The sequence below is a fragment of the Pseudoduganella sp. GW821-FHT12E03 genome (assembly GCF_058807115.1).
Window position 1 is genome coordinate 528,559 of record NZ_JBXAQJ010000005.1, and the last position, 26,682, is coordinate 555,240.

The window sequence follows — 26,682 nt, forward strand, 5'->3', positions numbered from 1 at the left end:
GCCGGACACTACGAGGCTGCCGTGCAGGCGCGGTCGAACTGCATGCCCGGCCGCGGCGGCCCGGCAAGCTTGCTGGTCAATCCCGCCCGCTGTAAAAACTGTTGCGCCGTCTGTTCCAGGCGCAACTTTTCCACTTCCTGCCGCTGGCGCGCCCGGCGCGCCGTATCGCAAATCATGCACATGTTCAGGTTCCAATCACTGTGGGGTCGACAGTCTGCTGCCATGCCGGCAGTTGCTGGATGCGGGCAAACCAGGCCAGCAGGTTCGGATAATCATCCACTGGCAGCGCAGCCTTGGCGCGGTACATCAGCGGCGCCGCCACCGCGTAATCCGCCAGGGTGACGTGGTCGCCGACCAGCCAGGTGCGGTCTTTCAGGTGGCTGTCCAGCACGGCGGCGTATTGCGTCAGCTCTTCACAGCCGCGCGCTTCTTCACGCGGATCGGCTGGCTGGCCGGTGACAAAGCCTTTCCAGATGCGCTCCCACGTCAGGACGGCGACCGATGCCGAAAAGTGCTGGCAAGCCCAGAACATCCAGCGGTTGATGTCGGCGCGCACCTGGATATCCCATGGGTACAACGGATCCGGCTCGCCGCGCTGCTGGGCGGTCTTATCGGCCAGGTATTGCATGATGGCGCACGACTCCCACAGCACGAAGCCATTGTCTTCGAGCACGGGGATCTTGCTATTGGGATTCACTTCACCCAGGCGGCGGCGGTCGTCTTCACTGGCCAGGTTGATCTCGATGATTTCCACATCAGCCTTCAGGGCAGCCACCACCATATTGACGCGGCGGGAATTGGAAGAAATCGAGTGGGTGTACAGGCGCATGTCAAATCTCCTTATCGTGGGTGGCTGATAAAGAAATGATAAGACGGTGCTGCGACAGTTTCTGTCAGTAGCAAAAAAAACCCCGCCGGGGAGCAGCGGGGCGAAGTCCAAAACTAGGGATGTCCTGAAAGAGACGAGTCCATGGTATGCCCATGGATTGCCGCATTCTGTGCGTTACTTCACACTTGAAGCATATTCATGTCGCATGCCATGTCACGCATCGTCGCGGATATGGTTTTCCGCGCGCCACGCCTTCAGCAGCGCATGGCGCGGCGTCGGGTAGCGTTCCGTGATCGTATCGGCGGCCTGGATCCGGTCGATGCGGAAATGGCGCAGCGCGGCACGCATTTCACACCACGCCGCCAGCAGGCGCTTGCCCTCCATGTACGCCAGTGCAAACGGCCACACCACCCGTTCCGAGGTGCGGCCCTGCTCGTCGCTGTAATGGATGCGCATCTTGTGCTGGTGGCGGATTGCCAGCCGCGTGGGCGTGATGAAGGTTTCGTCGGGCGGCTCATCCATACCCAGCGGCACCCATAAACTGGTTTCCGCCATGCTGTCGCGTAAGTCTCTCGGCGACGCGGTGGCGATCTTGGCCAGCGCGCTGGCGGCGGCTTTCGCCAGTTCCGCATCGCCTTGCCGTTTCACCCAGCGCGCGCCCAGCACCAGCGCTTCCAGTTCATCGGCGCCGAACATCAGCGGCGGCAAGAAGAATCCGGCGCGCAGCATGTAGCCGATGCCCGCCTCGCCCTGCAGCGGCGCACCGAGTTCCGCCAGCGTTTGCATGTCGCGGTAAATGGTCCGCTCGGACACACCCAATTGCTCCGCCAACGCGGCCGCCGTCACGGGGCGGCGATTGCCCCGCAACGCATCCATCAACTGAAACAGGCGGCCGGTACGACTCATGATTGAATGGTTAGAAACAAAAAAAACGCCGGGTTGTGACCCGGCGTTTTCGGTTTGACACAATTGCGCTATTACACCACAGCGCCGTCGGTTTCGTCTTTTTCCTTGACCGGCTTGATCAAGTCTTCGCGCTTCACGCCCAGCCACATGGCGACAGCGGCCGCCACGAACACCGACGAGTAAATACCGAAGCAGATACCGATGGTCAGCGCCATCGCGAAGTAATGCAGGGTCGGGCCGCCGAACACCAGCATCGACAGCACCATCATTTGCGTGCAGCCGTGGGTGATGATGGTGCGCGAGATGGTCGAGGTGATCGCGTTGTCGATCACTTCATGCACCGACGCCTTGCGCTGCTTGCGGAAGTTTTCGCGGATACGGTCGAAAATCACCACCGATTCATTGACCGAATAACCCAGCACCGCCAGCACGGCGGCCAGCACGGTCAGCGAGAATTCCCACTGGAAGAACGCGAAGAAGCCGAGAATGATGACCACGTCGTGCAAGTTGGCGATGATGGCCGCCACGGCGTATTTCCACTCGAAGCGGACCGCCAGGTAAATCATCACGCCGACAATCACCATCACCAGCGCGTTCAAGCCGTTCTGCGCCAGTTCCTCGCCCACTTGCGGGCCGACGAATTCCACCTTGTGCAGTTCCAGCGCTTCCTTGCCGGCCGCGTCCACGCAGGCGTCTTTCGCCACCTGCTCACCCTTGGCCGTCGTGGTGTCGATGCGCTTGATGCTGCCGCTGTCGGCCTTGCACAGCGCCTCGAACACACGGGCCGAGGCGCCGGCGGCGTCCTTGCCGGCGGCGCCGGAAATCGGCAGGCGCAGCATCACGTCGCGCGCGGTGCCGAAACTGGTGACTTCAGGATGCTCGTAACCAAGGCTGGACACCGTACCGCGTATCTTTTCCAGATCGGCCGCGTGCTGGTATTGCAATTCCATCACGGTGCCGCCGGTGAATTCGATCGACAGGTGCAAGCCCTTGTGGAACAGGAAGAACACGGCCGCCACGAAGGTCAGCGCGGAAATCGCGTTGAAGACCAACGCGTGGCGCATGAACGGAATGTCTTTTTTAATGCGGAAAAATTCCATGTCTTATACCCCTTATTTCGACTGGCCAGGAACCCAGACCGTGCCGATCGACACCGACTGCAGTTTCTTCTTGCGGCCATACCACAGGTTGACCACGCCACGCGATACGAACACGGCGGAGAACATCGACGTCAGGATACCCAGGCAGTGCACCACGGCGAAGCCGCGTACCGGACCGGAACCAAACACGTACAGCGCAATGCCGACGATCAGGGTGGTGACGTTGGAGTCGATAATCGTGTCCCATGCGTGCTTGAAGCCGTCCGCAATCGCCGACTGTGGCGAATTGCCTTTGCGCAGTTCTTCACGGATACGCTCGTTGATCAGCACGTTGGCGTCAATTGCCATACCCAGCGCCAGCGCGATTGCGGCAATACCCGGCAGGGTCAGGGTCGCTTGCATGCGCGACAGCAGCGCCATCAGCAACAGCAGGTTGACGCCCAGCGCCAGCACCGAGAAGAAGCCGAACAGCATGTAATAGCCAACCATGAAGATGGCGATGGCGGCAAAGCCATAGATCATCGACATCTTGCCCTTCTCGATGTTTTCCGCACCCAGCGCCGGACCGACGGTGCGTTCCTCGATCACGGTCATCGGTGCGTACAGCGCGCCGGAGCGCAGCAGCAGCGCCAGTTCCGCCGAGTTTTCAGCGTTGCCCATGCCGGTGATCTGGAAGGTGCTGCCCAGTTCACTCTGGATGGTGGCCACCGACAGCACTTCCGGTTTGCCCTTTTGTTCGTACAGCACGATGGCCATTTTCTTGCCCACGCGGTCGCGGGTGGCTTCACGCATCTTGCGGCCGCCGTCGCCGTTCAAGTCGATCGATACGGCAGGCTGCTGGTTCTGGTCAAACGAGGCGGTGGCGCGGGAAATATAGTCGCCGGACAGCACGATGTCCTTGTACAGCACGACCGGTACGCCTTTGCCGACGGTGAACAGTTCGGAATTGAATGGCACCGCCGATTGCAATTCCGTGCCGGGCACGATGGTTTCATCGACCATGCGCACTTCCAGGGTCGCGGTACGGCCGATCAGCGCTTTCGCGCGGGCCACGTCCTGCACGCCCGGCAACTGCACCACGATACGGTCGGCGCCCTGTTGCTGGATGATCGGTTCAGCCACGCCCAGTTCATTGACGCGCTTGGACAGCGTTGCGATATTTTGCTTCACGCCATTGTCCATGGCTTCTTTCAGCGCGGCCGGTTTCAGGCTCAGCACCAGTTTCAAGTCGGTGCTGTCGGCGCCTGGCGCGCCGTCGGCGATGTTCAGTTCCTGCTGTTCAGCGATGATGGCGCGGGCTTTCTTGCGGGTCTCGTCATCGCGGAATTTCACTTCCACGGTGTTGCCCTTGCGCTCGATACCGGCGTGGCGGATGTTCTTGTCACGCAACGCGGCGCGCACCGAGGTCTGGATACCCGACACGCGCTTTTCCAGCGCGGCCTGCACGTCCACCTGCATCAGGAAGTGCACGCCGCCGCGCAAGTCCAGGCCCAGGTACATCGGCAGCGCACGGATTTTCTGCATCCATGCCGGGGTATTGGCGGTCAGGTTGTTGGTGACGATAAAGGCGGGATCGGTGGCGTCCGGGTTCAGCGCACGCTCCAGCGCCAGCTTGGCCTTGAACTGGGTGTCGGTGTCGAAGAAGCGGGCGCGCACGGAAACGTGGCTGCCTGTGCCGTCCAGCGAGATGCCGTCCGTCTTGAGGCTCTCCTGCTTCAGCACTTGCTCGACTTTGGCGGTCAGGTCGCTCGTGACTTTGACCGTGGACTTGCCGCTGGTGACCTGCAGTGCAGGCGACTCGCCGAAGTAGTTGGGCGCCGTATACAGTGCGCCCAGCAACACCGTAATGGCAATGACGATATATTTCCAGACTGGATAGCGATTCATGGTTATCTGCGTTCGGGAAGAAACTTAAACGGGCCTGGATCGCAGGCCCGTCTCGGGGATTACAGCGCTTTGAGCGTGCCTTTTGGCAGCAGCGTGGTGATCGACGCTTTTTGTACGATCATTTCGTTACCTGCGGACACTTCCAGGGTCACGTAGACGTCGGTGACCTTGACGACCTTGGCCAGGATACCACCGGCGGTCACGACTTCGTCGCCTTTGGCCAGCGCATCCATCATGGCTTTCTGTTCCTTGGCGCGCTTTTGCTGAGGACGGATCATGAGGAAATACATGACCACGAACATCAGGATCAGCGGCAGGAAGCTGGTGAGGTTGCCACCCAGGCCGAGTGGATCTGCGGCGGCTTGGGCGTAGGCGTTGGAAATGAACACAGTAAACTCCAGTGAGATTGTGAAAAAATTAGCGCTGTATTCTAGCACCCGTGACCGAGCGCAAAGACATCCGGGCGTATGTGAGGCTGATGAAATGTTTTACAAGGTGACAATTGCGCGACAACCGTCACCTTGGCAAGGCGAACAAGCAGTTGGTAAGTACTTACACGCCGCGTGCACGATCCTTGTGGAATTCCAGGGTCCACGCATGGAAGCGGTCGTCATCCAGGGCTTCGCGCATCTGGCGCATGATGTCCAGGTAATAGTGCAGGTTGTGGATGGTGTTCAGGCGCGCGCCCAGGATTTCCTGGGTACGGTGCAGGTGGTGCAGGTAAGCGCGCGAGAAATTGCGGCAGGTGTAGCAGGCGCACGTCGCATCGAGCGGTTCCTTGTCATCCTTGTAACGGGCATTCTTGATTTTCACGTCGCCAAAGCGGGTGAAGATCCAGCCGTTACGGGCATTGCGGGTCGGCATCACGCAGTCGAACATGTCGACGCCATTCGACACGCCGGCCACCAGGTCTTCCGGTGTACCGACGCCCATCAGGTAGTGCGGCTTGTTGGCCGGCAGGCGCGGGCCCACGTGTTCCAGCACGCGCATCATGTCTTCTTTCGGCTCGCCGACCGACAGGCCGCCGATCGCCAGGCCCGGGAAGTCGATTTCTTCCAGCTTGGCCAGCGATTCGTCGCGCAGGTTTTCAAACATGCCGCCCTGCACGATGCCGAACAGCGCATTCGGGTTTTCACCGCGCTTGAACTCATCCATCGAGCGCTGCGCCCAGCGCAACGACATGCGCATGGATTTCGCCGCTTCATCGAGCGTGGCGGGACGGTCGTTGATTTTATAAGGCGTGCATTCGTCGAATTGCATGACGATGTCGGAATTGAGCACGCGCTGGATCTGCATCGAAATTTCCGGCGACAGGAACAATTTATCGCCATTGATCGGCGACTGGAAGGTCACGCCCTCTTCGGTGATCTTGCGCATCTCGCCCAGCGAAAACACCTGGAAGCCGCCCGAATCGGTCAGGATCGGCTTGTCCCAGCCCATGAAACCGTGCAGGCCGCCAAACTTCGACATGATGTCGTTGCCCGGGCGCAGCCACAGGTGGAAGGTGTTGCCCAGGATGATCTGGGCGCCGATTTCCTTCAATTCCAGCGGCGACATCGCCTTCACGGAGCCATAGGTGCCAACCGGCATGAAAATCGGCGTTTGCACTTCACCGTGGTTGAGTTTGACGGTACCGCGGCGCGCCTTGGTCAGGCCGCTGGTATCAGTCTTAATCAGTTTAAATTCCAACATGGTTATCTTTCGTGTTTTATGCGGCGCGCGATTGCGTGGTCAGCAGCATCGCATCGCCATAGCTGAAGAAGCGGTATTCGCTGGCGATCGCATGGGCATAGGCGTTGCGGATCTCGTCGAAACCGGCGAAGGCCGACACCAGCATCAGCAGGGTCGACTTCGGCAAGTGGAAGTTGGTGATCAGCCTTGTCACCGTCTTGAATTGATATCCGGGCGTGATGAACAGCGCCGTATCGGCACTGCCCGCCTCCAGCTGGCCCGTTTGCGACGCGGATTCCAGCGCGCGCAGGCTGGTTGTTCCCACTGCCACCACGTCGCGGCCCGCCGCGCGGGTTGCCCGCACGGCGTCCACGGTTTCCTGTGGCATGGTGTACCACTCGGTGTGCATTTTGTGCTCGGACAGGTTTTCCGTCCGCACCGGCTGGAACGTGCCGGCGCCCACGTGCAGGGTCACGTAAGCAAAATTGACGCCCTTGTCTTTCAGTTGTTGCAGCAGCGCATCATCGAAGTGCAGGCCGGCCGTCGGCGCGGCCACGGCGCCCGGCACCTTGTTGAACACGGTCTGGTAGCGCGTTTCATCGAATGCGTCCGCCGCGTGTTCGATATACGGTGGCAGCGGCAGGCGGCCATACGTCTCGATCAGGTCGAACACGTCGCCTTCAAAGTGCAAGGTAAAGAATTCGCCGGCGCGTTCGCCCACCGTGACGTCAAACGCATCGGCCAGCCGCAGCCTGGTGCCGGGCAGCGGCGAGCGCGAGGCGCGCACCTGGGCCAGCACGGTGCGGGTATCGAGCACGCGTTCGACCAGCGCTTCGACCTTGCCGCCGCTTTCCTTCATACCGAAGAAACGCGCTTTCAGCACGCGCGTGTTGTTCATCACCAGCAAGTCGCCAGGCTGCAGCAAGTCGAGGATGTCGGTGAACTGGCGGTCGACCAGCGTGCCGCCGTCGACGTGCAGCAGGCGCGAAGCACTGCGGTCCGGCAGGGGAAATTGTGCTATCCGCTCTGGCGGCAAGTTAAAATCGAAGTCTGATAAGGAATACATGAAAACGCGTGTATAAAACCGTGGGGCAACCCTCTATTGTACACGAGCTTCTGAAACACCCTGAATTGCCGCCCGATGCCGTCTACCCTGCCTGAAATGCCGCCTGACGTTCTGCCGCCCGCTCTTTCCACAGCGGCAAAGCCTGCGAAGAAGCCGGCGGCCAAAGCCCCCGCCAAGAAACCCGTCACACTGGAAGCCAAGCTGGCCCGGCTGGGTTTGCGCACGGATATGGACCTGGTGCTGCATTTGCCGATGCGTTACGAGGATGAAACGCAAGTCATCTCCATCCAGGAAGCGTGCCTGCATGGCGGTGAAACGTCGCAGGTGGAAGGCATCGTCACCAGCAATGAAATCACGTATAAACCGCGGCGCCAGCTGCTGGTCCACATTTCCGATGGCACCGGGGACTTGCAGCTGCGCTTCATGAATTTCTATGGCAGCCAGGTCAAGCAACTGGAGGAAGGCACGCGGGTGCGGGCCCGGGGCGACTTGAAACACGGCTTTTTTGGCGCGGAAATGGTGCATCCGCACTATAAAGTCGTCAATGCCGGCGCGCCGCTGCCAACCTCGCTGACGCCGGTGTATCCGGCCGGCGAAGGTTTGCCGCAACACGTCATGCGCAAAGCCATCGCCGATGCGATGAAACGGGTGGATTGGTCCGACACCCTGCCACCGCGCCTGCTGGAACGGCTCGAACTCGGCAATTTCGAACCCGCCGTGCGCCTGCTGCACAACCCGCCGCAGGATGTCGATACCTACACCCTGCTGGACCGCACCCACCCCGCGTGGACGCGCATGAAATTCGATGAATTGCTGGCGCAGCAATTGTCGCTGAAGCGGGCACAAAAGGCGCGCCGCGCCAAGGGTTCGCCGCCGCTGTCGGTGGTGGGTACATTGTCGGAAAAGTTCCAGCAAGCACTGCCGTTCAAGCTGACCGGTGCGCAACAGCGCGTACTCGATGAAATCCGCGCCGACATCAGCGAGGCGTATCCGATGCAGCGCCTGCTGCAGGGCGACGTCGGCGCCGGCAAGACCGTGGTGGCGGCACTGGCGGCCGCGCAAGCCATCGACAGCGGTTACCAGGCGGCCCTGATGGCGCCGACGGAAATCCTGGCGGACCAGCACTTCCGCAAGATCGCCGCCTGGATGGAGCCACTGGGGGTGAAGGTTGCATGGCTGACCGGCAGCCTGACGAAAAAGAACAAGGCCGCCGCCACGGAACTGGTGGAAACCGGCGAAGCGCGCCTGGTGATCGGCACCCACGCCATCATCCAGGACACCGTGCAATTCGCCAACCTGGGCCTGGTGATTGTCGATGAACAGCACCGCTTCGGCGTGGGCCAGCGCCTCACCTTGCGCAACAAGGGCAACGAAGGCGCCGTGCCGCACCAGTTGATGATGTCGGCCACGCCGATTCCCCGCACCCTGGCCATGACGTATTACGCCGACCTGGAAGTGTCGGTCATCGATGAATTGCCGCCGGGGCGCAGCCCCATCGTGACGCGCTCGATCGACCAAAACCGGCGCGATGAAGTCATCGAGCGGGTCCATGCGGCGGCGCAGGAGGGGCGGCAAGTGTATTGGGTCTGTCCACTCATTGAGGAGTCGGAAGCGCTGCAATTGCAAACGGCCACGGAAACCCATGCGCTACTGGCCGAAGCGCTGCCCGACCTCAACGTCGGCCTGGTGCACGGCAAATTGAAGCCGGCGGAAAAGCAGGCGATCATGGATGCGTTTTCCGCCAACACCATGCAAGTGCTGGTGGCCACCACCGTGATCGAAGTGGGCGTCGATGTGCCGAATGCCTCGCTGATGGTGATCGAGCACGCGGAGCGCTTCGGCTTGTCGCAGCTGCACCAGTTGCGCGGCCGCGTGGGGCGGGGCTCGGCCGCGTCGGCGTGCCTGCTGCTGTACCAAAGCCCGCTGGGCGGCGTGGCCAAGCAGCGCTTGATGACGATGCGCGAAACCACCGATGGCTTTGAGATTGCGCGGCGCGACCTGGAAATCCGGGGCCCCGGCGAATTCCTCGGCGCGCGCCAGTCAGGACAGGCCATGCTGCGCTTTGCCGACCTGGAAGCCGATGCGTGGCTGGTGGACCGGGCGCGCGACGTGGCGGCCGCGCTGCTGAAGGATGAAAAATACCTGCCCGTGGTGGAAGGCCACCTGGAGCGCTGGCTGGGCGGGCGGGAAGAATTCCTGAAAGTCTGATCCTGCTACGGGCTGGTCGCTTAATCCCGGTAAGTCAGCCGCAAGCCCACCGTGCGGGGCAGCTCCGCGCGGAATGGCAACGGGCCGTATTCCGCATGGGCGCCGTTGAGGTTCTGGCCCACCAGCGCCAGTTCCCATGGCGGGCTGATACGCCAGCCCAGCCGCGCATCGACTGCCGTGTAGCCCGGCACGGACTGGTTGCGCAACTGACCGATCCGGCGCAGCCCGACATCGATTTCCACGCCGTTCGCCAGCGTGTGGCTGGAGCGCAGCTGCAACTGGTGATGCGGATCGCGCCCCGACGTGGCGGGCGACGCGGTATCGTTGCTGCCAGGCTTGCGCCAGAAGCGCTCGTTCAATCCGGTGAAACCGCCCGACAGCCGCCAGGCCGGCGATAGTTGCACACTGCCCCACGCTTCGATCCCCGTGGCCTTGCCTTCCATGCCGCTGGCAAAAATCGCAAACCTGCGCGACGGTGCAATTTCCTGCGTGCGCAAGTCGTCATAACGGTGCTGGAACAGCGTGACGGCGGCGGAAACGCCGGCGAAGGGCTGGCCCCGATAGCCGATTTCATAGACGCGTGCCACTTCCGCCTTCACGGCATTTCCACCGTTGAGCAGGAAGGGCGGCTTGCCGGGAATGTAGGTATCGACGTCGAGCCGGGATGGCGCCCGCACCGTGCGCGAAGCGCCGCCCCACAGCAAGGCCCGATCGGCCGCCATCCAGGCCAACCGTATGCTGGGCAGGAATTCCGCGCCGGTATAGGGATTGCGTTCGACACGCGCCCCCGCGGTCAGGCGCAAGCCGGGCCGCAAGGTCCATTCATCCTGTGCAAAGACGCTGGCCCAGCTCTGCGTCACATGGGCCGGCAGGAACGCCACCGTGGCGCTGTTGGTGGCGCGGTCGCGGTCGACGCGGTAATTGACGCCCCAGGTCGGCTGGTGCGCGGCGAACATGCCAGTCCCGGCGGCCAGCGTATGCAATAACTGGAAATCCAGCACGTCCAGCCGCTGGCTGTAGGTCGGCGGCACCGTGCGTTCGGTATGGTCCAGGTAGGCTTGCAGCGACAGGGCGCCGCCATCGGCAAACTGGCGGGTCCAGGCCGCCGTCACATTGGCGCCGGCGGAATCGATATCGCCCAGCACCAGGGTGGTGCCCGTCACGGCAATCGATCCCGGCCTGGGCTGGCCGCTGCGGCCATCATAGGCATTGCCATGCACGGTCAGGCGGTCATTACCCATGGCGATATCGCCACGGAATCCCGCCTGCGTATGGCGCCGCTGGTCGCTGATGGCGGTCCCGGCGGCGGTGGCCGTATGCCGCTGGTGAACGGTGCGGGCGTACGCGCGCCAGTTCTCCGCGCCATAGCGCACGGCGGCGCTGCCGCCCGGGTTGCCGCCGTTGACCGCCGCCAGCAGGCCGCTGGCTTGCTGACGGGTAATGATGTTGATCACGGCATTGACGGCGTTCACACCCCACAGTACGCCGCCCGGCCCACTGATGACTTCAATGCGCTCGATGTCTTCCAGCAGCGTATCCTGGACATCCCACAGCACACCGGAAAAGAACGGGGAATACGTGGAGCGCCCGTCGATCAGCACCAGCAGTTTATTGGGCGTGCTGTTCTGGGTGCCGTTCATGCCGCGCGCGCTGACCGCGTAGGTGAAACTGTTGGTGCGCGCCACTTGCAGGTTCGGCGCCAGGCGCAATACTTCCGGCAGCGCATCGGCGCCGGAGCGGCGGATGTCTTCCGCTGTAATGACATAGACCGAGGCGGCAGCCTGCCCCAGCACCTCGGGTTTGCGCGATACGGACGTGACCCGGATCTGGGACAATTCCTCGATCGATAAATCAACAAAATTGGTTTCAGCCGCCGCGGCCCCGGTAAACAGAAGCGGCAGCGCAGTCAATAGTGTGCGCATTGCGGTCCGTACTCGTGAGTGTGTCTCATTATGCGGCAGCGCATGGCAACACAAGCGCCCGGGATGCAAATTTAACAATACTGTCCCGGACAATTCGCAGGTGCGCCAGCGTCCCGCTAATTGCGTTCCATGGCCTGCTTGTACAGGCTGCGCCGCGGCGTGGCAAAGACGCGCCGCAGGATCGGCATGAATTCACTGATCGGCAGGGTGTCATAGTCTTCGTCAAACGACGGGTTGTCATAGCACTCGCAAAATGCCGCCGTCTTTTCGTAGCAGGGATGATGGCGGAGCTGGTCGCGCATGTCGCGGTCCATGCCGAGGTGATGGAAAAAATAATGGCCCTGGAAAATGCCGTGGTGCTTCACCATCCACAGGTTGTCATCTGACACGAACGGTTGCAGCATGGCGGCGGCAATATCAGGGTGATTGAACGTGCCCAGCGTGTCGCCGATGTCGTGCAGCAACGCGCACGCCACATATTCATCATCGCGGCCATCGCGCAGCGCGCGGCTGCCGGTCTGCAGTGAATGGGTGTAGCGGTCCACCGGAAAACCGCCGAAGTCGCCCGTGAGCAGCGCCAGGTGCGCGGCGATCCGGTCCGGCAAGCCCTCGGCGAAATGCATGAATTGGCCTGCGATGTTCAGCCAGTCGTCGCGGGTGCTTTGGTCCAGGCTGGTAAATGACGCGGTTTTCATGGCTGTCTCCTTTGCATCAACCATTGTGCTCCCGCTCGGCCGGTTCAATGCGGCTATCGCCATCGTTGTCAGCATTTCACAACATGGCAAGCCGTCAACTGAGAAAATACCAATGTTGCATTAGGGAATCGAAATTCCTTGCGCGAGATCAGCCCCTGTGCGACACTCGCCTGCTATGCCGAAACTTGCTCAACTTACGCTCGCCCTGTTGCTGGCCGCCAGTCTGCCGGTACACGCCACCGGTACGCCGGAGCCCTCCGAAGCCCCGGCCTCGCGCTGGAACCTGCCGCTCGATGGCGGGAAAGTCAGCAGTTTCTTTGGCGCGCTGCGCGGCAAACGCGCCCACGGCGGCGTTGATTTTTCCACCCCGACCGGCACACCGATCAAGGCAACCGACAGCGGCACGGTGGTGGCGTCCACCAACCGCTACGACGGTGACAAGAAGTATGGCGAGGTGGTGGTGATCGAACATTCGAACGGCTTGCGTTCACTGTATGCGCACTTGAAGGAGCGCCTGGTGCGCGTGGGCGATATGGTCTCGGCTGGCGAACTGATCGGTCATTCCGGCATGACGGGCCGCTCCACCGGTCCACACTTGCACCTGGAAGCGTTCAAGGATGGCAAACGCATCGACCCGCAACACTTGCTTGATGAGCCGCTGGAAGACAACGCCCTGCGCCAGGCGCTGAACGCGAAGCGCAACGGCGATGCCGATGCCGTGTATTCCGCGCCCCGCTTCGAAGCCAAAGCCGGCAAAACCAGCAAACGTACCCGCCACGGCGGCGGCAAGGCCGCAACGGCCAAGGCGCCAACCAAGGCAAAAGCCGTCGCATCCAAATCAAGCAAACGCACCAGGCGCGGTTAAATGACGCGAACCGATGGCAGCGCCCGCGTCAAAAACACAGCGCGATCCGATTCCCCAAATCCAGCATAAAATCCGGCCGCAAATAAGCAGCGAAGGCCAGCGCCGTCGCCGCCATGGCCAGCGCCCACGCCAGCCACGGTTTCATCACGCAGCCTTCAGCGCGCCGCCGCGCACGACGGGACGCTCATCGACCGGCAAGTTGGCCAGCGCGGCAAACACGCCCAACGCAATCGCAATGCCCCACACCACGTCGTAATTGCCTTGCAGCGCGAACAGGTACCCCCCCAGCCATACGCCGAGGAAGCTGCCGATCTGGTGCGAGAAGAACACCACGCCGGCCAGCATCGACATGTGCCACACCCCGAAGATGCCGGCGATGATGCCGTTCGTCAGCGGTACCGTCGACAGCCACAGGAAGCCCATCGCGGCGGCGAACAGGTACACCGAGACCGGCGACAACGGCGCCAGCAGGAACAGCACGATGGCCACGGAGCGCAGCGAATAAATCCCCGTCAACAGATAGCGCTTGGGCACCACGCCGCCCCATTTACCGGCCAGGAACGAGCCAAAGATATTGAACAGGCCGATCAGCGCCAGCGCCAGCACCGCGACTTTCGGGTCGGCGAGGCCCTTGTCTTTCAGGTAGGCCGGCAAATGCACGCCGATGAACACCACCTGGAAGCCGCACACGAAGTATCCGGCCACCAGCAGCAGGAACGAGCGGTTGCCCAGCGCTTCCCCCAATGCTTCGCCGATGCTCTGGCGCGGGCCATCGGCATGGGCAACGGCGGGTTCGCGCAGCCAGAACGAGGAAGGCACCATGGCCAGCACCAGCACGCCGGCCAGCAGATAAAACGCTTGCTGCCAGCCCAGCGCGGTAATCAGGAATTGCTCGAGCGGCATCATCAGGAACTGGCCAAACGAACTGGCCGCGCCGGAAATGCCGAAGGCCCACGAGCGCCGTTCCACCGGCGCAACGCGGCCAATGATGCCGCTGACGGCGCCAAACGCGGTACACGCCAGGCCCAGCCCGATAAATACGCCGGAACCCATGACGAACAGCATCGGCTGCGTCACGAACGCCATCCACAGCAAGCCCGCCATATACGCCAGCGCGCCAACCAGCACCACGCGCATGGTGCCAAAGCGGTCGGCCGCCATGCCGGCGAAGGGGCCGAACGCGCCCCACAGCAGGTTTTGTACCGCCAGCGCCAGCGAATAGGTTTCGCGGGTCCAGCCATTGGCCTGGGAAATCGGCTGCATCCAGAAGCCGAAACCATGGCGCACGCCCATGGCCAGGGTCAGCACGACACCGCTGGCCAGCAGCACGGATTTCAGCGACGGGGCGCGGTCGGTGGTAAACATGGGCGCCTCCTTATGCGTCGGCGGCAACGTCGGCGGCATACCGCACGCCAATCTGTTCGCGCATGGTGTCGAGCCAGCCCATCAGCGCCACCGATTCCGCCAGCGGCATCACGGGACTTTCCAGCAAGCCCTCGCGCAGGCAGCGGTTCACTTCCAGCGCTTCGTGCGCATAGCCGTTGCCGATGCGCGGCGCGGACAATTCGCGCCTGCTGCCGTCATTCAAACCAATGGTCAGCGATTCAGTGCAGTAAAAGCGCGGGTTCAGGCGCAGGAAACCCTTGCTGCCGGAAATCGTCAATTCATTCGGTGTATGCGCGCGCAGGCTGCTGACGCACGATGACAGCGCGCCCGACTCATGGCGCAGCACGAACGAGGCCTGCATGTCGACGCCGGTGCCGGCCAGTTCGCCGACGGCTTTCACACCGGCGACAGGCCCCAGGAAATACGCCGCCAGCGACAGCGGATAAATACCCAGGTCCAGCAGCGAACCGCCGCCCAGGTCCGGATTGAACAGGCGATGTTCCGGGCCCACCACGGCGGCAAAGCCAAAGTCCGCCGACAGGCCGGCGGGAACGCCGATCGCGCCGCTGTCGAGCAAGCGCTTGGCTTCCATGATGGCCGGCAGGAAGCGGCTCCACATGGCTTCCATCACGAACAGTTGTTTCTCGCGCGCCAGCGCGGCAATCTGCCCGGCTTCGCGGCGGTTGACGGTAAACGCTTTTTCCACCAGCAGCGCCTTGCCGCCCTTCAGGCACATGATGGCGTTTTCATGGTGCATCGGATGCGGCGTGGCGATATACACCACGTCGACATCCGGATCATCCGCCAGTTCCTGGTAACTGCCATGGCAGCGCGCGACGCCAAACTCCGCGCCGAAGCGGGCCGCGCCGGCCGCCGTGCGCGATGCGACCGCTACCAATTCAGCGCCGGGCGTATCGCGCAAGCCATGTGCCATGGCCTTGGCGATTTTGCCCGTGCCCAGGATGCCCCAGCGGATGATTTTTTCCATTTACCGTTCCTTTGTTTATCTGGTCTGTGCAATGCGCTTGGGGCGGAACACCGCCGTATCGCCATAAAACGCATCGTCCTGTTGCGGCCACCAGCCCGGCACGCCCAGCATGGGCAGCGGCGTGAAGCAGCCTTTGCTCAACCCTTCGGCAGCCAGTTCATTGGCCACCCTGTCGTCCACCCATGCGCGGCGGCCGGTACTATCGCGCGCAAAATAACCGTCGTCCGCCAGCACCACGCGCGTGTGCGCGGTGATCGCCTTGTAGGGCGCCACCAGCTTTTCCATCAGCGCGTGGCCGAACAGCCAGACTTGCGCGTCGCGTCCAAACACGTCGCGCAAGCCGACGAACGCCATCCGCCAGTCATGGCTGCGCAACGCCTGCACCAATTGGCGGCCCGGCTCCGCATCCCGCACCACCAGCAGCGCCGCGTTTTCATCGAACAAGGTGGCGGCGTCGCGCGCCGGTCCGCGCGATTTGCCGACGCCATCCTGCGCGATCTGCGCCGCCTGCAAGGCATTCAATTGCTGCTTGATGCGGGGGAAACTGAGCCAGACCAGCGCATTGAAAAAATCATGCAGGTTTTCGCGCGTGGGCACATTGCCGGTGGCGCCGATGAATGCTTCATAGGCGACGCCTTCCGGCAGCGCGCTTTGTGGCACGAACTGCAACGGCAAGCCTTGATGATTACATAATTCGCGCGACGCTGCTTGCGCGCACAAGGAGGGAATAATGCTGGCGGCATCGAGATCGATGCCGCCGGCGGCATCCCGTACCGAGTCGTACCAGGATTGCCGCCAGTCGATATCAGAAAACACGTTGTATCAGACTATCTGCTTAAACCATCTTCCAGTGGATGGTTTCACCGGCGTTCAGCGGCACCACGTCCTGGTCGCCCAGCGGCAGGGTGGCCGGCAGGGTCCATGCTTCGCGCTTCAGGGTGATGCTGTCCTGGTTCGGTTCAACGCCGTAGAAGGCCGGACCATTCAGGCTGGCGAACGCTTCGAGTTTATCCAGCGCACCGGCGCGCTCAAAGGCTTCCGCATACAATTCCATCGCGTGCAGCGCGGTATAGCAGCCGGCGCAGCCGCAGGCGTTTTCCTTGGCGCCCTGCGCGTGCGGCGCGGAATCGGTGCCCAAGAAGAAGCGCTCATCGCCGCTGGTGGCGGCCGTGACCAGCGCCAGGCGGTGTTCTTCGCGCTTCAGGATCGGCAGGCAATAGTAGTGTGGACGGATGCCGCCCTTGAAGATTTCATTGCGGTTGTACAGCAAGTGGTGCGCCGTGATGGTGGCGGCAATCGGGCCTTCCGCTTCCGCCACGTATTCGGCGGCGTGGCGGGTGGTGATGTGCTCGAACACGACTTTCAATTCCGGGAAGCTCTTGCGCAGCGGACGCATCACGCGTTCGATGAACACGGCTTCACGGTCGAACACGTCCACTTCCGGATCGGTGACTTCACCGTGCACCAGCAACGGCAAGTCCAGTTCCTGCATGACTTCCAGCGTCTTGTGGCAATTGGCGATGTCGGTCACGCCGGCGTCGGAATTGGTGGTGGCGCCGGCCGGGTACAGCTTTACACCATACACAAAGCCGCTGTCGACCGCGCGGCGGATTTCATCGGGCGGCGTATTGTTGGTCAGGTACAAGGTCATCAGCGGTTCGAACGCCATGCCTTGCGGCAGCGCCGCCAGGATACGACCACGGTACGCTTCGGCGGCCGCCACCGTGGTGACCGGCGGTTTCAAATTCGGCATGACGATGGCGCGGCCGAACTGGCGCGCGCTGTGCGGCAGCACGCTGGCCAGGGTGGCGCCGTCGCGCAGGTGCAAATGCCAGTCGTCTGGACGGATGAGGGTGATGCTGTCGGGAGTGTCAATGTGGGACATGGCGGCTGCTCGCAGGGTGTCGGATGAAAAGAATCCCGACATTTTACCGCGTGGCGCGTGATGTCACTCCCTGGGGTCAGACCCCGTTTGTGACAAAAGTGGACATTTCCTTGTGACAATGTCCACTTTTGTCATATTTGGGGTCTGACCCCAGTGGTGGACATTTATTGGGAGGCTACCCAAGCCTTGGCGTCCGCCAGCAGCTTGTCCAGCCGCGCCCGGTCGTAAATGTCGCCGCGTGACACCACCATGCGGATCTTGCGCGTATTGGCAATGTCTTTCAGCGGGTCCGCATCGAGCACCAGTAAATCCGCCACCTTGCCCTGTTCCACGCTGCCGTAACGGTCCAGCTTGCCCAGGAAACGGGGGCCGTTGATGACCGCCGTGCGCAGCGCCTGCGCTGGCGTCAGGCCATAGCGGACATACAGGCCGATCTCGTCATGCAGCGCCGGGCCGGGGTAATCAAATGAATTCAAAAACCCCGCATCCGTGCCGGCAATGATGGCCACGCCTTCCTGCGCCAGCAACGGCAGCAGCGCTGCGGACTTCTCAAAAATCGCATGGCGCAGCGCAACCGCTTCCGGCTTGTCTTGCGCGGCGCGCTGCACGCGCCAGTCATACGTGGCGCGCAAGCCCTTGCCGATGTATTGCAGGTAGGCGTCCTTGCTGTGGTCTTCCTGGTCCAGGTAGGCGGTGATGCGCGACACCGATAAGGTCGGCACCACGGCCGTGCCCCTGGCCGCCATGTGGCGGAACGCGGCGCGCGCGGTCGCTTCGTCATAACTGTCCAGGCTATGCTTCATCGCTTCGCGCGACGTCATGGTTCCCGCCGCCACCTGCGCCGTCAATTCCCGCTCGCGGGGCGTAGCGGCGCGCAGCAGGTAGGACTGGTGTTCCACCGTGCCCAGCCCCGCGTCGAAGACGTCCCCCAGGGTCAGTTGCACCGGCAAATGGCCGGATGTGCGCATCCCGCGCGCCTTGGCCTGCTTCAGCGCTTCCAGGTAAATCGCCGGGGTCATGGTGTTTTCCGTGATCTTCACGAAATCGACTTGCTGGCCCTGCAATTTATCCAGCGCGGCCGATACTTCGGCCGGCGTGCCCACTTCGATCGTGCCTTTCCACAGCGGCTTGTAGCCTTCCAGCTTGGCGCCGGACGTGTAGATGGTCGGCCCCGCCAGCTTGCCGGACGCCACTTGCGCGCGCCAGTCCAGCACGATGTCGGCCAGGTCGCCCGAGCAATCGCGCACCGACGTGATGCCATGCGCCAGGTACAGCGGCAGCAATTGCTTGTTTTCTTCGATCAGTTCAGGGCCGCCTCCGAAGTGCATGTGGGTGTCCCACAGTCCCGGCATCAGGTATTTTCCTGGCAATTTGATGGTCTTCTTCGGCGCGTAATTCTTTAGTGTCTTGTCGTCGACCACGGCGGCAATCGCGCCGCCGTTGATGATGACGGACTTGCCTTTAATATGCGTACCGCGTTCGGCATCGATGATGGTCGCTTGCGTCAAGACCGCATCGACGGGAAGTCTGGCCGCATAGGCCGGGTGCAACATGCCGAGCGCCAGCATGCTTGCCGCGAGAGTGGTGAGTTTCATTTTGCGCTCCAGGGAAAGGCGGCAGTGTACTCCTTAGCGGATGATGGCCACGCGCCGCTGCAGTTGCCGCACCAGCCACGACAAGCCGCTGCACAGCACGAAATACACCAGCGCCACGAACAGATACATTTCCACCAGCCGCCCGTCGCGCTGCGCCACCTTGCTGGCCAGCCCGACAAAATCCGGCGCAGACAGCACATAGACCAGCGACACGTCCTGGAACAGTACGATGGTTTGCGTCAGCAGCACCGGCAACATGTTGCGGAACGCTTGCGGCAACACCACCGTGCCCATCACTTGCCAGTAACGCAGGCCCAGCGCCTGTGCCGCCAGCACCTGGCCACGGGGGATCGCCTGTATCCCGCCGCGCATGATTTCACAGTAATACGCGGCCTGGAACAAGATAAAAGTCACCAGCGCCGACCAGAATGCCCCGACCTTGACCGGTTCCGGCGCGCCGATCAGCCACGCGCCGATATACGGCACCAGGAAATAAAACCAGAAAATCACCAGCAGCAGCGGCACGGCCCGCATCAGGTTCACATACCCGGCGGCCAGCCACGACAACGGCGCAATCGGCGACAGCCGCGCCAGCGCCAGCAAGGTCCCCAGCACCACGCCGCCCAGCATGGACAGCACCGTCAGCTTCAAGGTGAACAGCATGCCGACCTGGAACAGGTAGACCCACGAGCGCGAAATCACATCAAAGTCGAATTGGGAGAACATTATCGTACGCCCTCCCCCAGGGTGCCGGGCAGCGCCAGCCGCCGTTCCAGCCCGTGCATACCGGCCACCACGATGATGTTGAGCGCCACATAGATGACGGTCGCGGCGGTGAACGCTTCAAAGACCTGGAAGGAAAATTCCTGGATCGCATTGGCGCTGTTCATTAATTCCACCAGCCCGATGGTCAGCGCCACCGCGCTGTTCTTGATGATGTTCAGCCCTTCGCTGGCCAGCGGCGGCAGGATCACGCGCAACGCCAGCGGCAGCAGCACATAACGGTAAGCCTGCGGCCGCGACAGGCCCAGCGCCAGTGCCGCCAATTGCTGGCCGCCGGCCAGCGATTCGATCCCCGCCGTCACCTGCACCGCCACCCGCGCCGACGTATAAAAGCCCAGCGACACCACCGCCGCGACAAACGGCAAGTTGGGCAGCACCTTGACCCAGGCGCCGGCGGCGGCCGGCAACAATTCGGGCGCCACGAAATACCACAGGAACATTTGCACCAGCAGCGGGATATTGCGGAACACTTCGATATACGCATTGCCCGCCACGCGCAGCCAGCGCCCGGACGCCGACGATTGCGGCAAGGTGCGCAAGGTGCCGATCAAGACACCCAGCACCAGCGCGATAATCCAGCCGCAGCCCGCAGCGGCCAGGGTCCACTGCAGCCCGTCGATCAGCGTTGCGCCATAGGTGCGCACGCCGTCCGGCGATTCTTCCCAGAAGATGCGCCAGTTCCAGTGGTAATTCATGCGGTGCTTACTTCGCTTTTCTCTTGGCCGCGGCTTGCTGCGCCGCCGGCACGGCGGCATAAGCCGCGGGGTCAGGCGAATCGGTGGGTTTCACCAGCACCGCCTTTAGTTGCGGCGGCATCGGGAAATTCAGGTTGATGCCCTTGGGCGGGATCGGGCTCATGAACCACTTGGCATAGACTTTCTGGTAATCGTCGGTCTGGTAAAAGCGCGCCAGCGTGGCATCGGCCAGTTTCTTGAATTCGGCGTCATCGCGCCGCAGCATGATGCCGTACGGTTCCACCGACAGCGCTTCCTGCGCAATCGCGAAATCGGCGGGATTTTTTGCCGCCGCCACCTGCGCCGCCAGCAAGATATCGTCATTGGCTTCGGCCACGGCGCGCCCGGTCTCCAGCATCAGGAACGATTCCGGGTGGTCCTTGCCGATCAGGATCGTCATGCCCAATCCCATCTCGTTATTCAAGATCGTCATTTGCTTCAAGGTCGTGGTGCCGGCCGTCGCCACCAGGGTCTTGCCCTTCATGTCCGCCAGCGAATGGATATTCGACGCTTTTTTCGCCAGCAGTTTATTGGCCACCACGAACATGGTGGGCGCGAACGCCACCTGTTTTTGCCGCTCCGCGTTATTGGTGGCGGAGCCGCATTCGAGGTCGATGGTGCCGTTCGCCATCAGCGGAATGCGGTTGGCCGGCGTCACCGGCTGCAGGATGACTTTCACGTCCGTCATGCCCAGCTGCTTTTGCGCGGCGGTGACGATTTTCATGCACAGGTCGACTGAATAGCCCAGGTATTGCTGCTTGTCGTCCAGGTACGAGAACGGTACGGAGCCATCGCGCACACCAAGGGTGATGGTGCCGGTGCGCTTGATCTTGGCCAGGGTGCCGGTCGGTTCCTGGGACGATGCCGTGACCGGCACAGTGGAAAACGCAGCCAGCAAGAGTAATACGGACAGCCTGTGCAGCGCCATGATGCCCTCCCCTGTAATGAACGACTTCTAATGAATAATACGCGCGAGGAAATCCCTGGCGCGCTCGGACCGGGGCGCGCCGAAAAACTCATCCTTGCCGCAATCTTCCAGGATGCGGCCCTTGTCCATGAACACCACGCGGTTGGCGACCTTGCGGGCAAAGCCCATTTCATGGGTCACCACCATCATGGTCATGCCTTCCTGCGCCAGTCCCACCATCACGTCCAGCACTTCATTGATCATTTCCGGGTCCAGCGCCGACGTCGGCTCATCGAACAGCATGGCGATCGGGTCCATCGACAGCGCGCGGGCAATCGCGACCCGTTGTTGCTGGCCGCCGGACAGCTGGTTCGGAAATTTATCCTGTTGCGCCAGCAAACCGACCCGGTCCAGGTAGCGCAAGCCCCGCTCGACGGCTTCGTCGCGGCTGCGCTTCAATACTTTAATTTGGCCCAGGGTCAGATTGTCGCGCACCGATAAGTGGGGAAACAACTCAAAATTCTGGAACACCATGCCGATGCGGGCGCGCAACGCCGGTAAATCCGTGCCTTTTGCCCCCACCGACGTGCCATCGACCAGGATTTCCCCCTGCTGGAACGGTTCCAGCCCGTTGACGGTCTTAATCAGTGTGGACTTGCCGGAACCGGATGGACCGCAAATGACCATGACATCCCCCCGGGCGACACTGGTGTTGCATTCCGTCAACACCTGGAAATGGCCATACCACTTGCTGAGGTTCTTGATGTCTATCATAAATTCCGAGAAAAATATCCGGTTGTACCAACTCTTTTCCGTCTGACACACAGTTGCTTGACATGCATCAGGGTCGCAACGATACTCCCGACTTCCCTGCTTACAGATTCATCAATTCTACCGGTAGTGACGGTTTGCACTGCAAAACAGTGTGGCTGGACAGTACCACAGGAAACACGCACATGAAAATCGACAACAGCGCTTCCGGCGCCAGCCCTTCCTCCCGCAGCAATCTCACCACCTACATCCTGGTCAGCCTCGTGCTGGGCATCGTGGTTGGCTATTTTGCCAACGCCAACATGGCCAAGCCGACTGACTTTGCCGACTATATGTCGCTGCTGACAACGATTTTCCTGCGCCTGATCAAAATGATCATTGCGCCGCTGGTCTTTTCCACCCTGGTGGTGGGGATTGCGCGCATGGGTGACGCCAAGGAAGTGGGCCGCATCGGCCTGAAAACCCTGGGCTGGTTCCTGGTGGCGTCCGTGGTGTCGCTGACCCTGGGCCTGATCATGGTCAACCTGTTCCGTCCGGGCGACGCCCTGGTCGGTCACCTGCCGGCCGCCGCTTCGACCGGCATCGCCGCCACCAGCCTGTCGCTGAAAGAATTCATTACCCACCTGGTGCCGGCGTCCATCATCGACGGCATGGCCAAGAATGAAATCCTGCAAATCGTCGTGTTCTCGCTGTTCTTCGGCACCGCGGCCGCCGCGGTCGGCAAGAAAGCCGAACCGCTGGTGGACGCCATCGACGGCCTGGCCCACATCATGCTGAAAATCACCGGCTATGTGATGCAATTCGCCCCAGTGGCGGTGTTTGCCGCCGTGGCCGGCACGATTGCCAAGAGCGGCCTGGGCGTGCTGGGCACGTACGGCGTGTTCATGGGCGAGTTCTACCTGAGCATTGCCATCCTGTGGGGCATCCTGATCTTTGCCGGTTTCCTGTTCCTGGGCAAACGCATCTTCGCGCTGATCGCGGAATTGCGTGGTCCGTCGCTGATCGCGTTTTCGTGCGCATCGAGCGAAGCCGCCTATCCGAAAACCCTGGAAGGCCTGGAGCGTTTCGGCGTGCGCAACCGCATCGCCTCGTTCGTGCTGCCGATCGGCTATTCGTTCAACCTGGACGGCTCCATGATGTATTGCACGTTCGCCACCGTGTTCATTGCACAGGCGTACGGCATTGAAATGTCGCTGGGCACACAAATGACCATGATGGCGGTATTGATGCTGACGTCCAAGGGCATCGCCGGTGTCCCGCGCGCCTCGCTGGTGGTGATCGCCGCCACCCTGGGCCAGTTCAACATCCCGGAAGCAGGCTTGCTGCTGTTGCTGGGCATTGACCACTTCCTCGACATGGCGCGCTCCGCCACCAACGTGATCGGTAACGGTATCGCCGCTGCCGTGGTCGCGAAGTGGGAAGGCGAGCTGGTAGAGCCGCTGCAACGCGAACTGTCGGATTCGCCACTGCCATAACCGGCACGGCATCAACGGAGGCATCCCACAAGGGTGCCTCTTTTTTTTCAGCGTACGGCTTGTCAAGAAGGAAAGCACAGACTTTCCCGGGAATGGGCCGGCGTTCTCTATTGGAGGAGACAGATGGACCGTAGGAGTATGTTGGGCTTGTTTGCCACATCGTTTGCCGCGTCGTACATGGCGCCCAAGGCATTCGCGGCAAGCAGCAATTGGGAAGACGACTTTTCCCGTTTCATGAACGATGGCTTGCGCAAGACCGGCACCGCCGGCGTCAGCGTGGCCACCGTGCGCAATGGCCGGACCCAGTTCGTGCGGGGCTTCGGCCTGGCCGATGTGCAGGCGCGTACCCCCGTCACCCCGGACACGGCATTTCACATCGCCTCGGTCAGCAAGGTCGTCACCGGCACGGCCATGATGATGCTGCATGAACAGGGCGCGTTCCGCCTGGATGACCCGATCGCGCCGTACCTGGATTTCCCCGTGGTGCACCCGGCTTTCCCGGACACGCCGATCACGTTCCGCCACTTGCTGAGCCATACGTCCGGCATTGCCGACACCGTGTATAACGAGCGCCATGGCGATTTTTCCGCCGGCGTCACGTTGCAATTGCGCGACTTCCTGGCGGGCTACCTGTCGCCCAATGGCCGCTGGTATGCCCAAGCCGGTTCGTTCAGCGAGACGAAGCCAGGCAGCACCTGGACCTATTCGAATGTCGGCATTGCGCTGCTGGGCTACCTGGCCGGCCGCGTGAATGCGGAGCGCCAGGGCCTGGACGTGCTGACGCAAAAGCGCCTGTTCTCCCCGCTCGGCATGCGCCACACCGGCTGGACCCTGGCGGCCATGGGCAAGGCGCCGCTGGCGCAGCCGTACGCCCGCCTGGACCATGGCTTGAAGGCGATGGCGCCGGCCGGCGCGCCAAGCTGGCCGGCCGGCCTGCTGCGCTCTTCCGCCCGCGATTTCGCCCGCATCCTGGAAATCTTCAGCGGCGAAGGCGCGGTCGATGGCCGCCGCTACCTGCAGCAAGGCACGCTGGCCACGTTCCTGTCGCCGCAGCCAGTGGCGGTGGATCAGAACGTGCAGCAAGCACTGATCTGGACCCTGCGCGAGCAAAACGGCAACATGGCCATGCACTACGGCGGCGATGTGGGCGCGGATTCCGTGGCGGCGCTGGATGTGAGCAAGCGCGTCGGCGCGCTGATGTTCAGCAACGTGACGGGCAATGACGAATTCCGGGCCTTCCAGAAGGAAGCCATGGAGCGCTTGCTGGAGCGGGCGCGCACGGCGTAAGTAGTTTTGCATGCACGGCGGCTTTGCATGCGATGCGGGCCACCTGGTCCCAATCGCCCTGCGGCGTGATTCCGTAGGGCGGTTTTGCGCAGCAAAGCCGCCATGCCTGCGTCAAGCCAGCCCCGGCCTTCCCGCCACCACCGAAAAGGATGCGACAGTGGCGATCTTGCTCCCCGCATCCCGCACCTCGTCCAGCCCCCGGAAATCCACCACACACCGCTCCGGCCGCACATCGAGCAACATGAACCCGCGCTTGTCGCTGCGGCCATATTTCAGCTGCGCATTCATGTCGACATACTGCTGCGTCCGCGCCTGCGGCCGCGAACTGGACGTAATCGACGTGCCGCAAAACTCCGTCGCCACCAGCCGGTTGGCCTTGCTCGCGGGCCGCAATGGATCGGGCCGCAATTCCGCCGCATAAAACGTATGGACGTCGCCCGACAGCACCAGCGGATTACCCGCGCCGCTGGCCTGCAAGACGTCATACAGCCGCTGCCGCGCGGCCGGATACCCATCCCAGCCATCGGTCCAGTAGCGGCCATCGCGGCTGTCGCCCCGCAGCGCCAGCGGCAACTGGCTGCATTGCGCCATCAGGGTTTGCTGGGCCAGGATATTCCAGCGCGCGGCGGAGGTTTTCAAGCCCTGTTCCAGCCACCGTTCCTGCTCGCCGCCCAGCATCGAGCGGCGCGGATCCAGCAAGGCGCCGCAATCGCGCGGCCGCACCGAGGTGGAACCGCCCCGCCCCGCCGTACAGGCCTGCGCCGCGCGGTACTGGCGGTTGTCGAGCACGTGGAAGCGGGCCAGCCGCCCCCAGTCATAGCGCTGGTGCATGCGCATCATGCCGTTCTGGATGCCCGGCGCGGGCAGGCGCAGCGGCTGGTGTTCGTAGTACGCCTGGTAGGCGGCGGCGCGGCGCGCGGCAAAGTGCGCATCGAGCCGTTCGTCGCGCAATCCGGCGTAATCATTGGCCACTTCATGGTCGTCCCACGCGAGGATCCATGGCGCCGCATGGTGCGCCGCCTGCAAGTCCGCATCGCTTTTGTATTGCGCATAGCGGGCGCGGTAGTCGGCCAGCGTGAAACTTTCGTCGGAACGCACGGCGCGCGCGGGATGGCGCAACTGGTAGGGGCCCCACTCGTAAATGTAATCGCCGACAAAGGCCACCAGGTCCGGCGCGGCGGCCGCGATATGGCGGTGCGCCGCATAGGTGCCGAACTCCCAGTGCTGGCACGAGGCCACCGCCAGCTTCAGGGCCGCCGGCAAATCCTGCGCGGCGGGCGCGGTGCGGGTGCGGCCGACGGGACTGACCGCATCGCCCAGCATGAAGCGATACCAGTACCAGCGCGCGGGCGACAGGCCGCGCACATCGACGTGCACGCTGTGCGCCAGTTCCGGCAGCGCGGTGGCGGCGCCTTGCGCCACGATGGTCCGGAACGCGTCATCGGCCGCGACTTCCCAGCGTACCGGCAGCGCCACCGGCGGCGTGGCGTGTGCATTCAGAGGGTCATGCACAATGCGGGTCCAAAGCACCACCGCGTCGGGCAAGGGGGCGCCAGAGGCGACGCCCAGCGTAAACGGATACTTGCCGTGTCCATTGCCGGCGGCGCGCGCCTGGAAGGAGGTGACGCCAGCGGCAGCCAACCCCGCCAGCGCCGACACGCGCGCCGCCGTCAGCAGCAGCGCGCGGCGGCTAACGGCGGCGCGCGTGTCGGGCGGCATGGA

At 62.6% G+C, this 26,682-nt stretch carries 24 protein-coding genes; 4 read left to right on the plus strand and 20 right to left on the minus strand.

The features are described from left to right. Positions 1-8: 8 nt before the first annotated feature. The 8 genes from AC1RRC_RS15880 to queA form a co-directional block, all read right to left on the minus strand. Positions 9-182 (minus strand): hypothetical protein, encoded by a 174-nt coding sequence (locus AC1RRC_RS15880; protein WP_493056466.1) that lies wholly within the window; start codon positions 180-182, stop codon positions 9-11. Positions 183-184: 2 nt separating this feature from the next. Then, complete coding sequence (locus AC1RRC_RS15885; RefSeq protein WP_493056467.1) at positions 185-829, minus strand: glutathione S-transferase family protein; 645 nt, start codon at positions 827-829, stop codon at positions 185-187. A gap of 213 nt (positions 830-1,042) precedes the next feature. After that, on the minus strand, positions 1,043-1,735 hold the full coding sequence (locus tag AC1RRC_RS15890; protein ID WP_493056468.1) for a helix-turn-helix transcriptional regulator: 693 nt from the start codon (positions 1,733-1,735) through the stop codon (positions 1,043-1,045). Between the two features lie 71 nt (positions 1,736-1,806). Next, positions 1,807-2,835: a protein translocase subunit SecF gene (gene secF, locus AC1RRC_RS15895; protein ID WP_493056469.1), complete on the minus strand. Its 1,029-nt coding sequence runs from the start codon at positions 2,833-2,835 to the stop codon at positions 1,807-1,809. 12 nt (positions 2,836-2,847) lie between these two features. Further along, entirely contained in the window at positions 2,848-4,722 is a 1,875-nt protein-coding gene (gene secD, locus AC1RRC_RS15900) for a protein translocase subunit SecD (protein WP_493056470.1), read from the minus strand. A gap of 59 nt (positions 4,723-4,781) precedes the next feature. Next, positions 4,782-5,111, minus strand: coding sequence for a preprotein translocase subunit YajC (gene yajC / locus AC1RRC_RS15905; RefSeq protein WP_493056471.1), 330 nt, complete (start codon positions 5,109-5,111; stop codon positions 4,782-4,784). 163 nt (positions 5,112-5,274) lie between these two features. Then, positions 5,275-6,414, minus strand: a complete 1,140-nt coding sequence (tgt, locus tag AC1RRC_RS15910) for a tRNA guanosine(34) transglycosylase Tgt (RefSeq protein ID WP_493056472.1) — start codon at positions 6,412-6,414, stop codon at positions 5,275-5,277. Between the two features lie 16 nt (positions 6,415-6,430). Then, positions 6,431-7,459 carry a tRNA preQ1(34) S-adenosylmethionine ribosyltransferase-isomerase QueA gene (gene queA / locus AC1RRC_RS15915; protein ID WP_493056473.1) on the minus strand — a complete coding sequence of 343 codons (1,029 nt, stop codon included), beginning with the start codon at positions 7,457-7,459 and terminating at the stop codon, positions 6,431-6,433. Between the two features lie 75 nt (positions 7,460-7,534). On the opposite strand from queA, the gene recG reads away from it, so the two are divergent. Next, positions 7,535-9,667 (plus strand): ATP-dependent DNA helicase RecG, encoded by a 2,133-nt coding sequence (recG, locus tag AC1RRC_RS15920; protein WP_493056474.1) that lies wholly within the window; start codon positions 7,535-7,537, stop codon positions 9,665-9,667. A 20-nt stretch (positions 9,668-9,687) separates the two neighbouring features. Here recG and AC1RRC_RS15925 read toward each other — a convergent pair whose 3' ends face one another. Beyond that, a complete protein-coding gene (locus AC1RRC_RS15925) occupies positions 9,688-11,589 on the minus strand; it encodes a TOL_0244 family TonB-dependent receptor (protein ID WP_493056475.1) in 1,902 nt (633 codons plus the stop codon). A 116-nt stretch (positions 11,590-11,705) separates the two neighbouring features. After that, complete coding sequence (locus tag AC1RRC_RS15930; RefSeq protein WP_493056476.1) at positions 11,706-12,284, minus strand: HD domain-containing protein; 579 nt, start codon at positions 12,282-12,284, stop codon at positions 11,706-11,708. Between the two features lie 175 nt (positions 12,285-12,459). Here AC1RRC_RS15930 and AC1RRC_RS15935 point away from each other — a divergent pair, with 175 nt between their 5' ends. After that, entirely contained in the window at positions 12,460-13,149 is a 690-nt protein-coding gene (locus AC1RRC_RS15935; protein ID WP_493056477.1) for a M23 family metallopeptidase, read from the plus strand. Between the two features lie 144 nt (positions 13,150-13,293). Here the strand turns inward: AC1RRC_RS15935 and AC1RRC_RS15940 are convergent, their stop codons facing one another. The 9 genes from AC1RRC_RS15940 to AC1RRC_RS15980 form a co-directional block, all read right to left on the minus strand. Beyond that, positions 13,294-14,514, minus strand: a complete 1,221-nt coding sequence (locus AC1RRC_RS15940) for an MFS transporter (RefSeq protein WP_493056478.1) — start codon at positions 14,512-14,514, stop codon at positions 13,294-13,296. A 10-nt stretch (positions 14,515-14,524) separates the two neighbouring features. Then, entirely contained in the window at positions 14,525-15,523 is a 999-nt protein-coding gene (locus AC1RRC_RS15945) for a Gfo/Idh/MocA family protein (protein ID WP_493056479.1), read from the minus strand. A 15-nt stretch (positions 15,524-15,538) separates the two neighbouring features. Then, entirely contained in the window at positions 15,539-16,339 is an 801-nt protein-coding gene (locus AC1RRC_RS15950; RefSeq protein ID WP_493056480.1) for a DUF3025 domain-containing protein, read from the minus strand. A gap of 19 nt (positions 16,340-16,358) precedes the next feature. Beyond that, positions 16,359-17,408, minus strand: coding sequence for a dihydroorotase (gene pyrC / locus AC1RRC_RS15955; RefSeq protein WP_493056481.1), 1,050 nt, complete (start codon positions 17,406-17,408; stop codon positions 16,359-16,361). Positions 17,409-17,572: 164 nt separating this feature from the next. Then, positions 17,573-19,003 carry an amidohydrolase family protein gene (locus AC1RRC_RS15960; protein ID WP_493056482.1) on the minus strand — a complete coding sequence of 477 codons (1,431 nt, stop codon included), beginning with the start codon at positions 19,001-19,003 and terminating at the stop codon, positions 17,573-17,575. Between the two features lie 33 nt (positions 19,004-19,036). Continuing rightward, complete coding sequence (locus AC1RRC_RS15965) at positions 19,037-19,729, minus strand: amino acid ABC transporter permease (RefSeq protein WP_493056483.1); 693 nt, start codon at positions 19,727-19,729, stop codon at positions 19,037-19,039. Continuing rightward, positions 19,729-20,481: an amino acid ABC transporter permease gene (locus AC1RRC_RS15970; protein WP_493056484.1), complete on the minus strand. Its 753-nt coding sequence runs from the start codon at positions 20,479-20,481 to the stop codon at positions 19,729-19,731. The genes AC1RRC_RS15965 and AC1RRC_RS15970 overlap by 1 nt, the downstream gene beginning before the upstream one ends. A gap of 7 nt (positions 20,482-20,488) precedes the next feature. Next, positions 20,489-21,448 (minus strand): amino acid ABC transporter substrate-binding protein, encoded by a 960-nt coding sequence (locus tag AC1RRC_RS15975; RefSeq protein WP_493056485.1) that lies wholly within the window; start codon positions 21,446-21,448, stop codon positions 20,489-20,491. A 27-nt stretch (positions 21,449-21,475) separates the two neighbouring features. Continuing rightward, positions 21,476-22,201: an amino acid ABC transporter ATP-binding protein gene (locus AC1RRC_RS15980; RefSeq protein ID WP_493056486.1), complete on the minus strand. Its 726-nt coding sequence runs from the start codon at positions 22,199-22,201 to the stop codon at positions 21,476-21,478. Positions 22,202-22,383: 182 nt separating this feature from the next. On the opposite strand from AC1RRC_RS15980, the gene AC1RRC_RS15985 reads away from it, so the two are divergent. Together AC1RRC_RS15985 and AC1RRC_RS15990 are read left to right on the plus strand one after the other, a co-directional pair. Further along, the gene (locus AC1RRC_RS15985) at positions 22,384-23,673 is read left to right on the plus strand and encodes a dicarboxylate/amino acid:cation symporter (protein ID WP_493056487.1); all 1,290 of its coding nucleotides are present in this window, start codon (positions 22,384-22,386) and stop codon (positions 23,671-23,673) included. Positions 23,674-23,796: 123 nt separating this feature from the next. Next, on the plus strand, positions 23,797-24,960 hold the full coding sequence (locus tag AC1RRC_RS15990; protein WP_493056488.1) for a serine hydrolase domain-containing protein: 1,164 nt from the start codon (positions 23,797-23,799) through the stop codon (positions 24,958-24,960). 111 nt (positions 24,961-25,071) lie between these two features. Here AC1RRC_RS15990 and AC1RRC_RS15995 read toward each other — a convergent pair whose 3' ends face one another. Then, positions 25,072-26,679 (minus strand): alkaline phosphatase D family protein, encoded by a 1,608-nt coding sequence (locus AC1RRC_RS15995; protein WP_493056489.1) that lies wholly within the window; start codon positions 26,677-26,679, stop codon positions 25,072-25,074. Between the last annotated feature and the right edge of the window lie 3 nt (positions 26,680-26,682).

Coding starts and splice junctions, on each gene's coding strand:
- tgt (WP_493056472.1), bottom strand. CDS start 6,414: ATGTTGGAATTTAAACTGATTAAGACTGATACCAGCGGCCTGACCAAG.
- AC1RRC_RS15965 (WP_493056483.1), bottom strand. CDS start 19,729: ATGTTCTCCCAATTCGACTTTGATGTGATTTCGCGCTCGTGGGTCTAC.
- pyrC (WP_493056481.1), bottom strand. CDS start 17,408: ATGTCCCACATTGACACTCCCGACAGCATCACCCTCATCCGTCCAGAC.
- secF (WP_493056469.1), bottom strand. CDS start 2,835: ATGGAATTTTTCCGCATTAAAAAAGACATTCCGTTCATGCGCCACGCG.
- AC1RRC_RS15880 (WP_493056466.1), bottom strand. CDS start 182: ATGTGCATGATTTGCGATACGGCGCGCCGGGCGCGCCAGCGGCAGGAA.
- AC1RRC_RS15980 (WP_493056486.1), bottom strand. CDS start 22,201: ATGATAGACATCAAGAACCTCAGCAAGTGGTATGGCCATTTCCAGGTG.
- AC1RRC_RS15945 (WP_493056479.1), bottom strand. CDS start 15,523: ATGGAAAAAATCATCCGCTGGGGCATCCTGGGCACGGGCAAAATCGCC.
- AC1RRC_RS15990 (WP_493056488.1), top strand. CDS start 23,797: ATGGACCGTAGGAGTATGTTGGGCTTGTTTGCCACATCGTTTGCCGCG.
- AC1RRC_RS15975 (WP_493056485.1), bottom strand. CDS start 21,448: ATGGCGCTGCACAGGCTGTCCGTATTACTCTTGCTGGCTGCGTTTTCC.
- AC1RRC_RS15940 (WP_493056478.1), bottom strand. CDS start 14,514: ATGTTTACCACCGACCGCGCCCCGTCGCTGAAATCCGTGCTGCTGGCC.
- AC1RRC_RS15960 (WP_493056482.1), bottom strand. CDS start 19,003: ATGAAACTCACCACTCTCGCGGCAAGCATGCTGGCGCTCGGCATGTTG.
- AC1RRC_RS15970 (WP_493056484.1), bottom strand. CDS start 20,481: ATGAATTACCACTGGAACTGGCGCATCTTCTGGGAAGAATCGCCGGAC.
- AC1RRC_RS15885 (WP_493056467.1), bottom strand. CDS start 829: ATGCGCCTGTACACCCACTCGATTTCTTCCAATTCCCGCCGCGTCAAT.
- secD (WP_493056470.1), bottom strand. CDS start 4,722: ATGAATCGCTATCCAGTCTGGAAATATATCGTCATTGCCATTACGGTG.
- AC1RRC_RS15890 (WP_493056468.1), bottom strand. CDS start 1,735: ATGAGTCGTACCGGCCGCCTGTTTCAGTTGATGGATGCGTTGCGGGGC.
- AC1RRC_RS15985 (WP_493056487.1), top strand. CDS start 22,384: ATGAAAATCGACAACAGCGCTTCCGGCGCCAGCCCTTCCTCCCGCAGC.
- AC1RRC_RS15935 (WP_493056477.1), top strand. CDS start 12,460: ATGCCGAAACTTGCTCAACTTACGCTCGCCCTGTTGCTGGCCGCCAGT.
- recG (WP_493056474.1), top strand. CDS start 7,535: ATGCCGTCTACCCTGCCTGAAATGCCGCCTGACGTTCTGCCGCCCGCT.
- AC1RRC_RS15925 (WP_493056475.1), bottom strand. CDS start 11,589: ATGCGCACACTATTGACTGCGCTGCCGCTTCTGTTTACCGGGGCCGCG.
- AC1RRC_RS15995 (WP_493056489.1), bottom strand. CDS start 26,679: ATGCCGCCCGACACGCGCGCCGCCGTTAGCCGCCGCGCGCTGCTGCTG.
- queA (WP_493056473.1), bottom strand. CDS start 7,459: ATGTATTCCTTATCAGACTTCGATTTTAACTTGCCGCCAGAGCGGATA.
- AC1RRC_RS15930 (WP_493056476.1), bottom strand. CDS start 12,284: ATGAAAACCGCGTCATTTACCAGCCTGGACCAAAGCACCCGCGACGAC.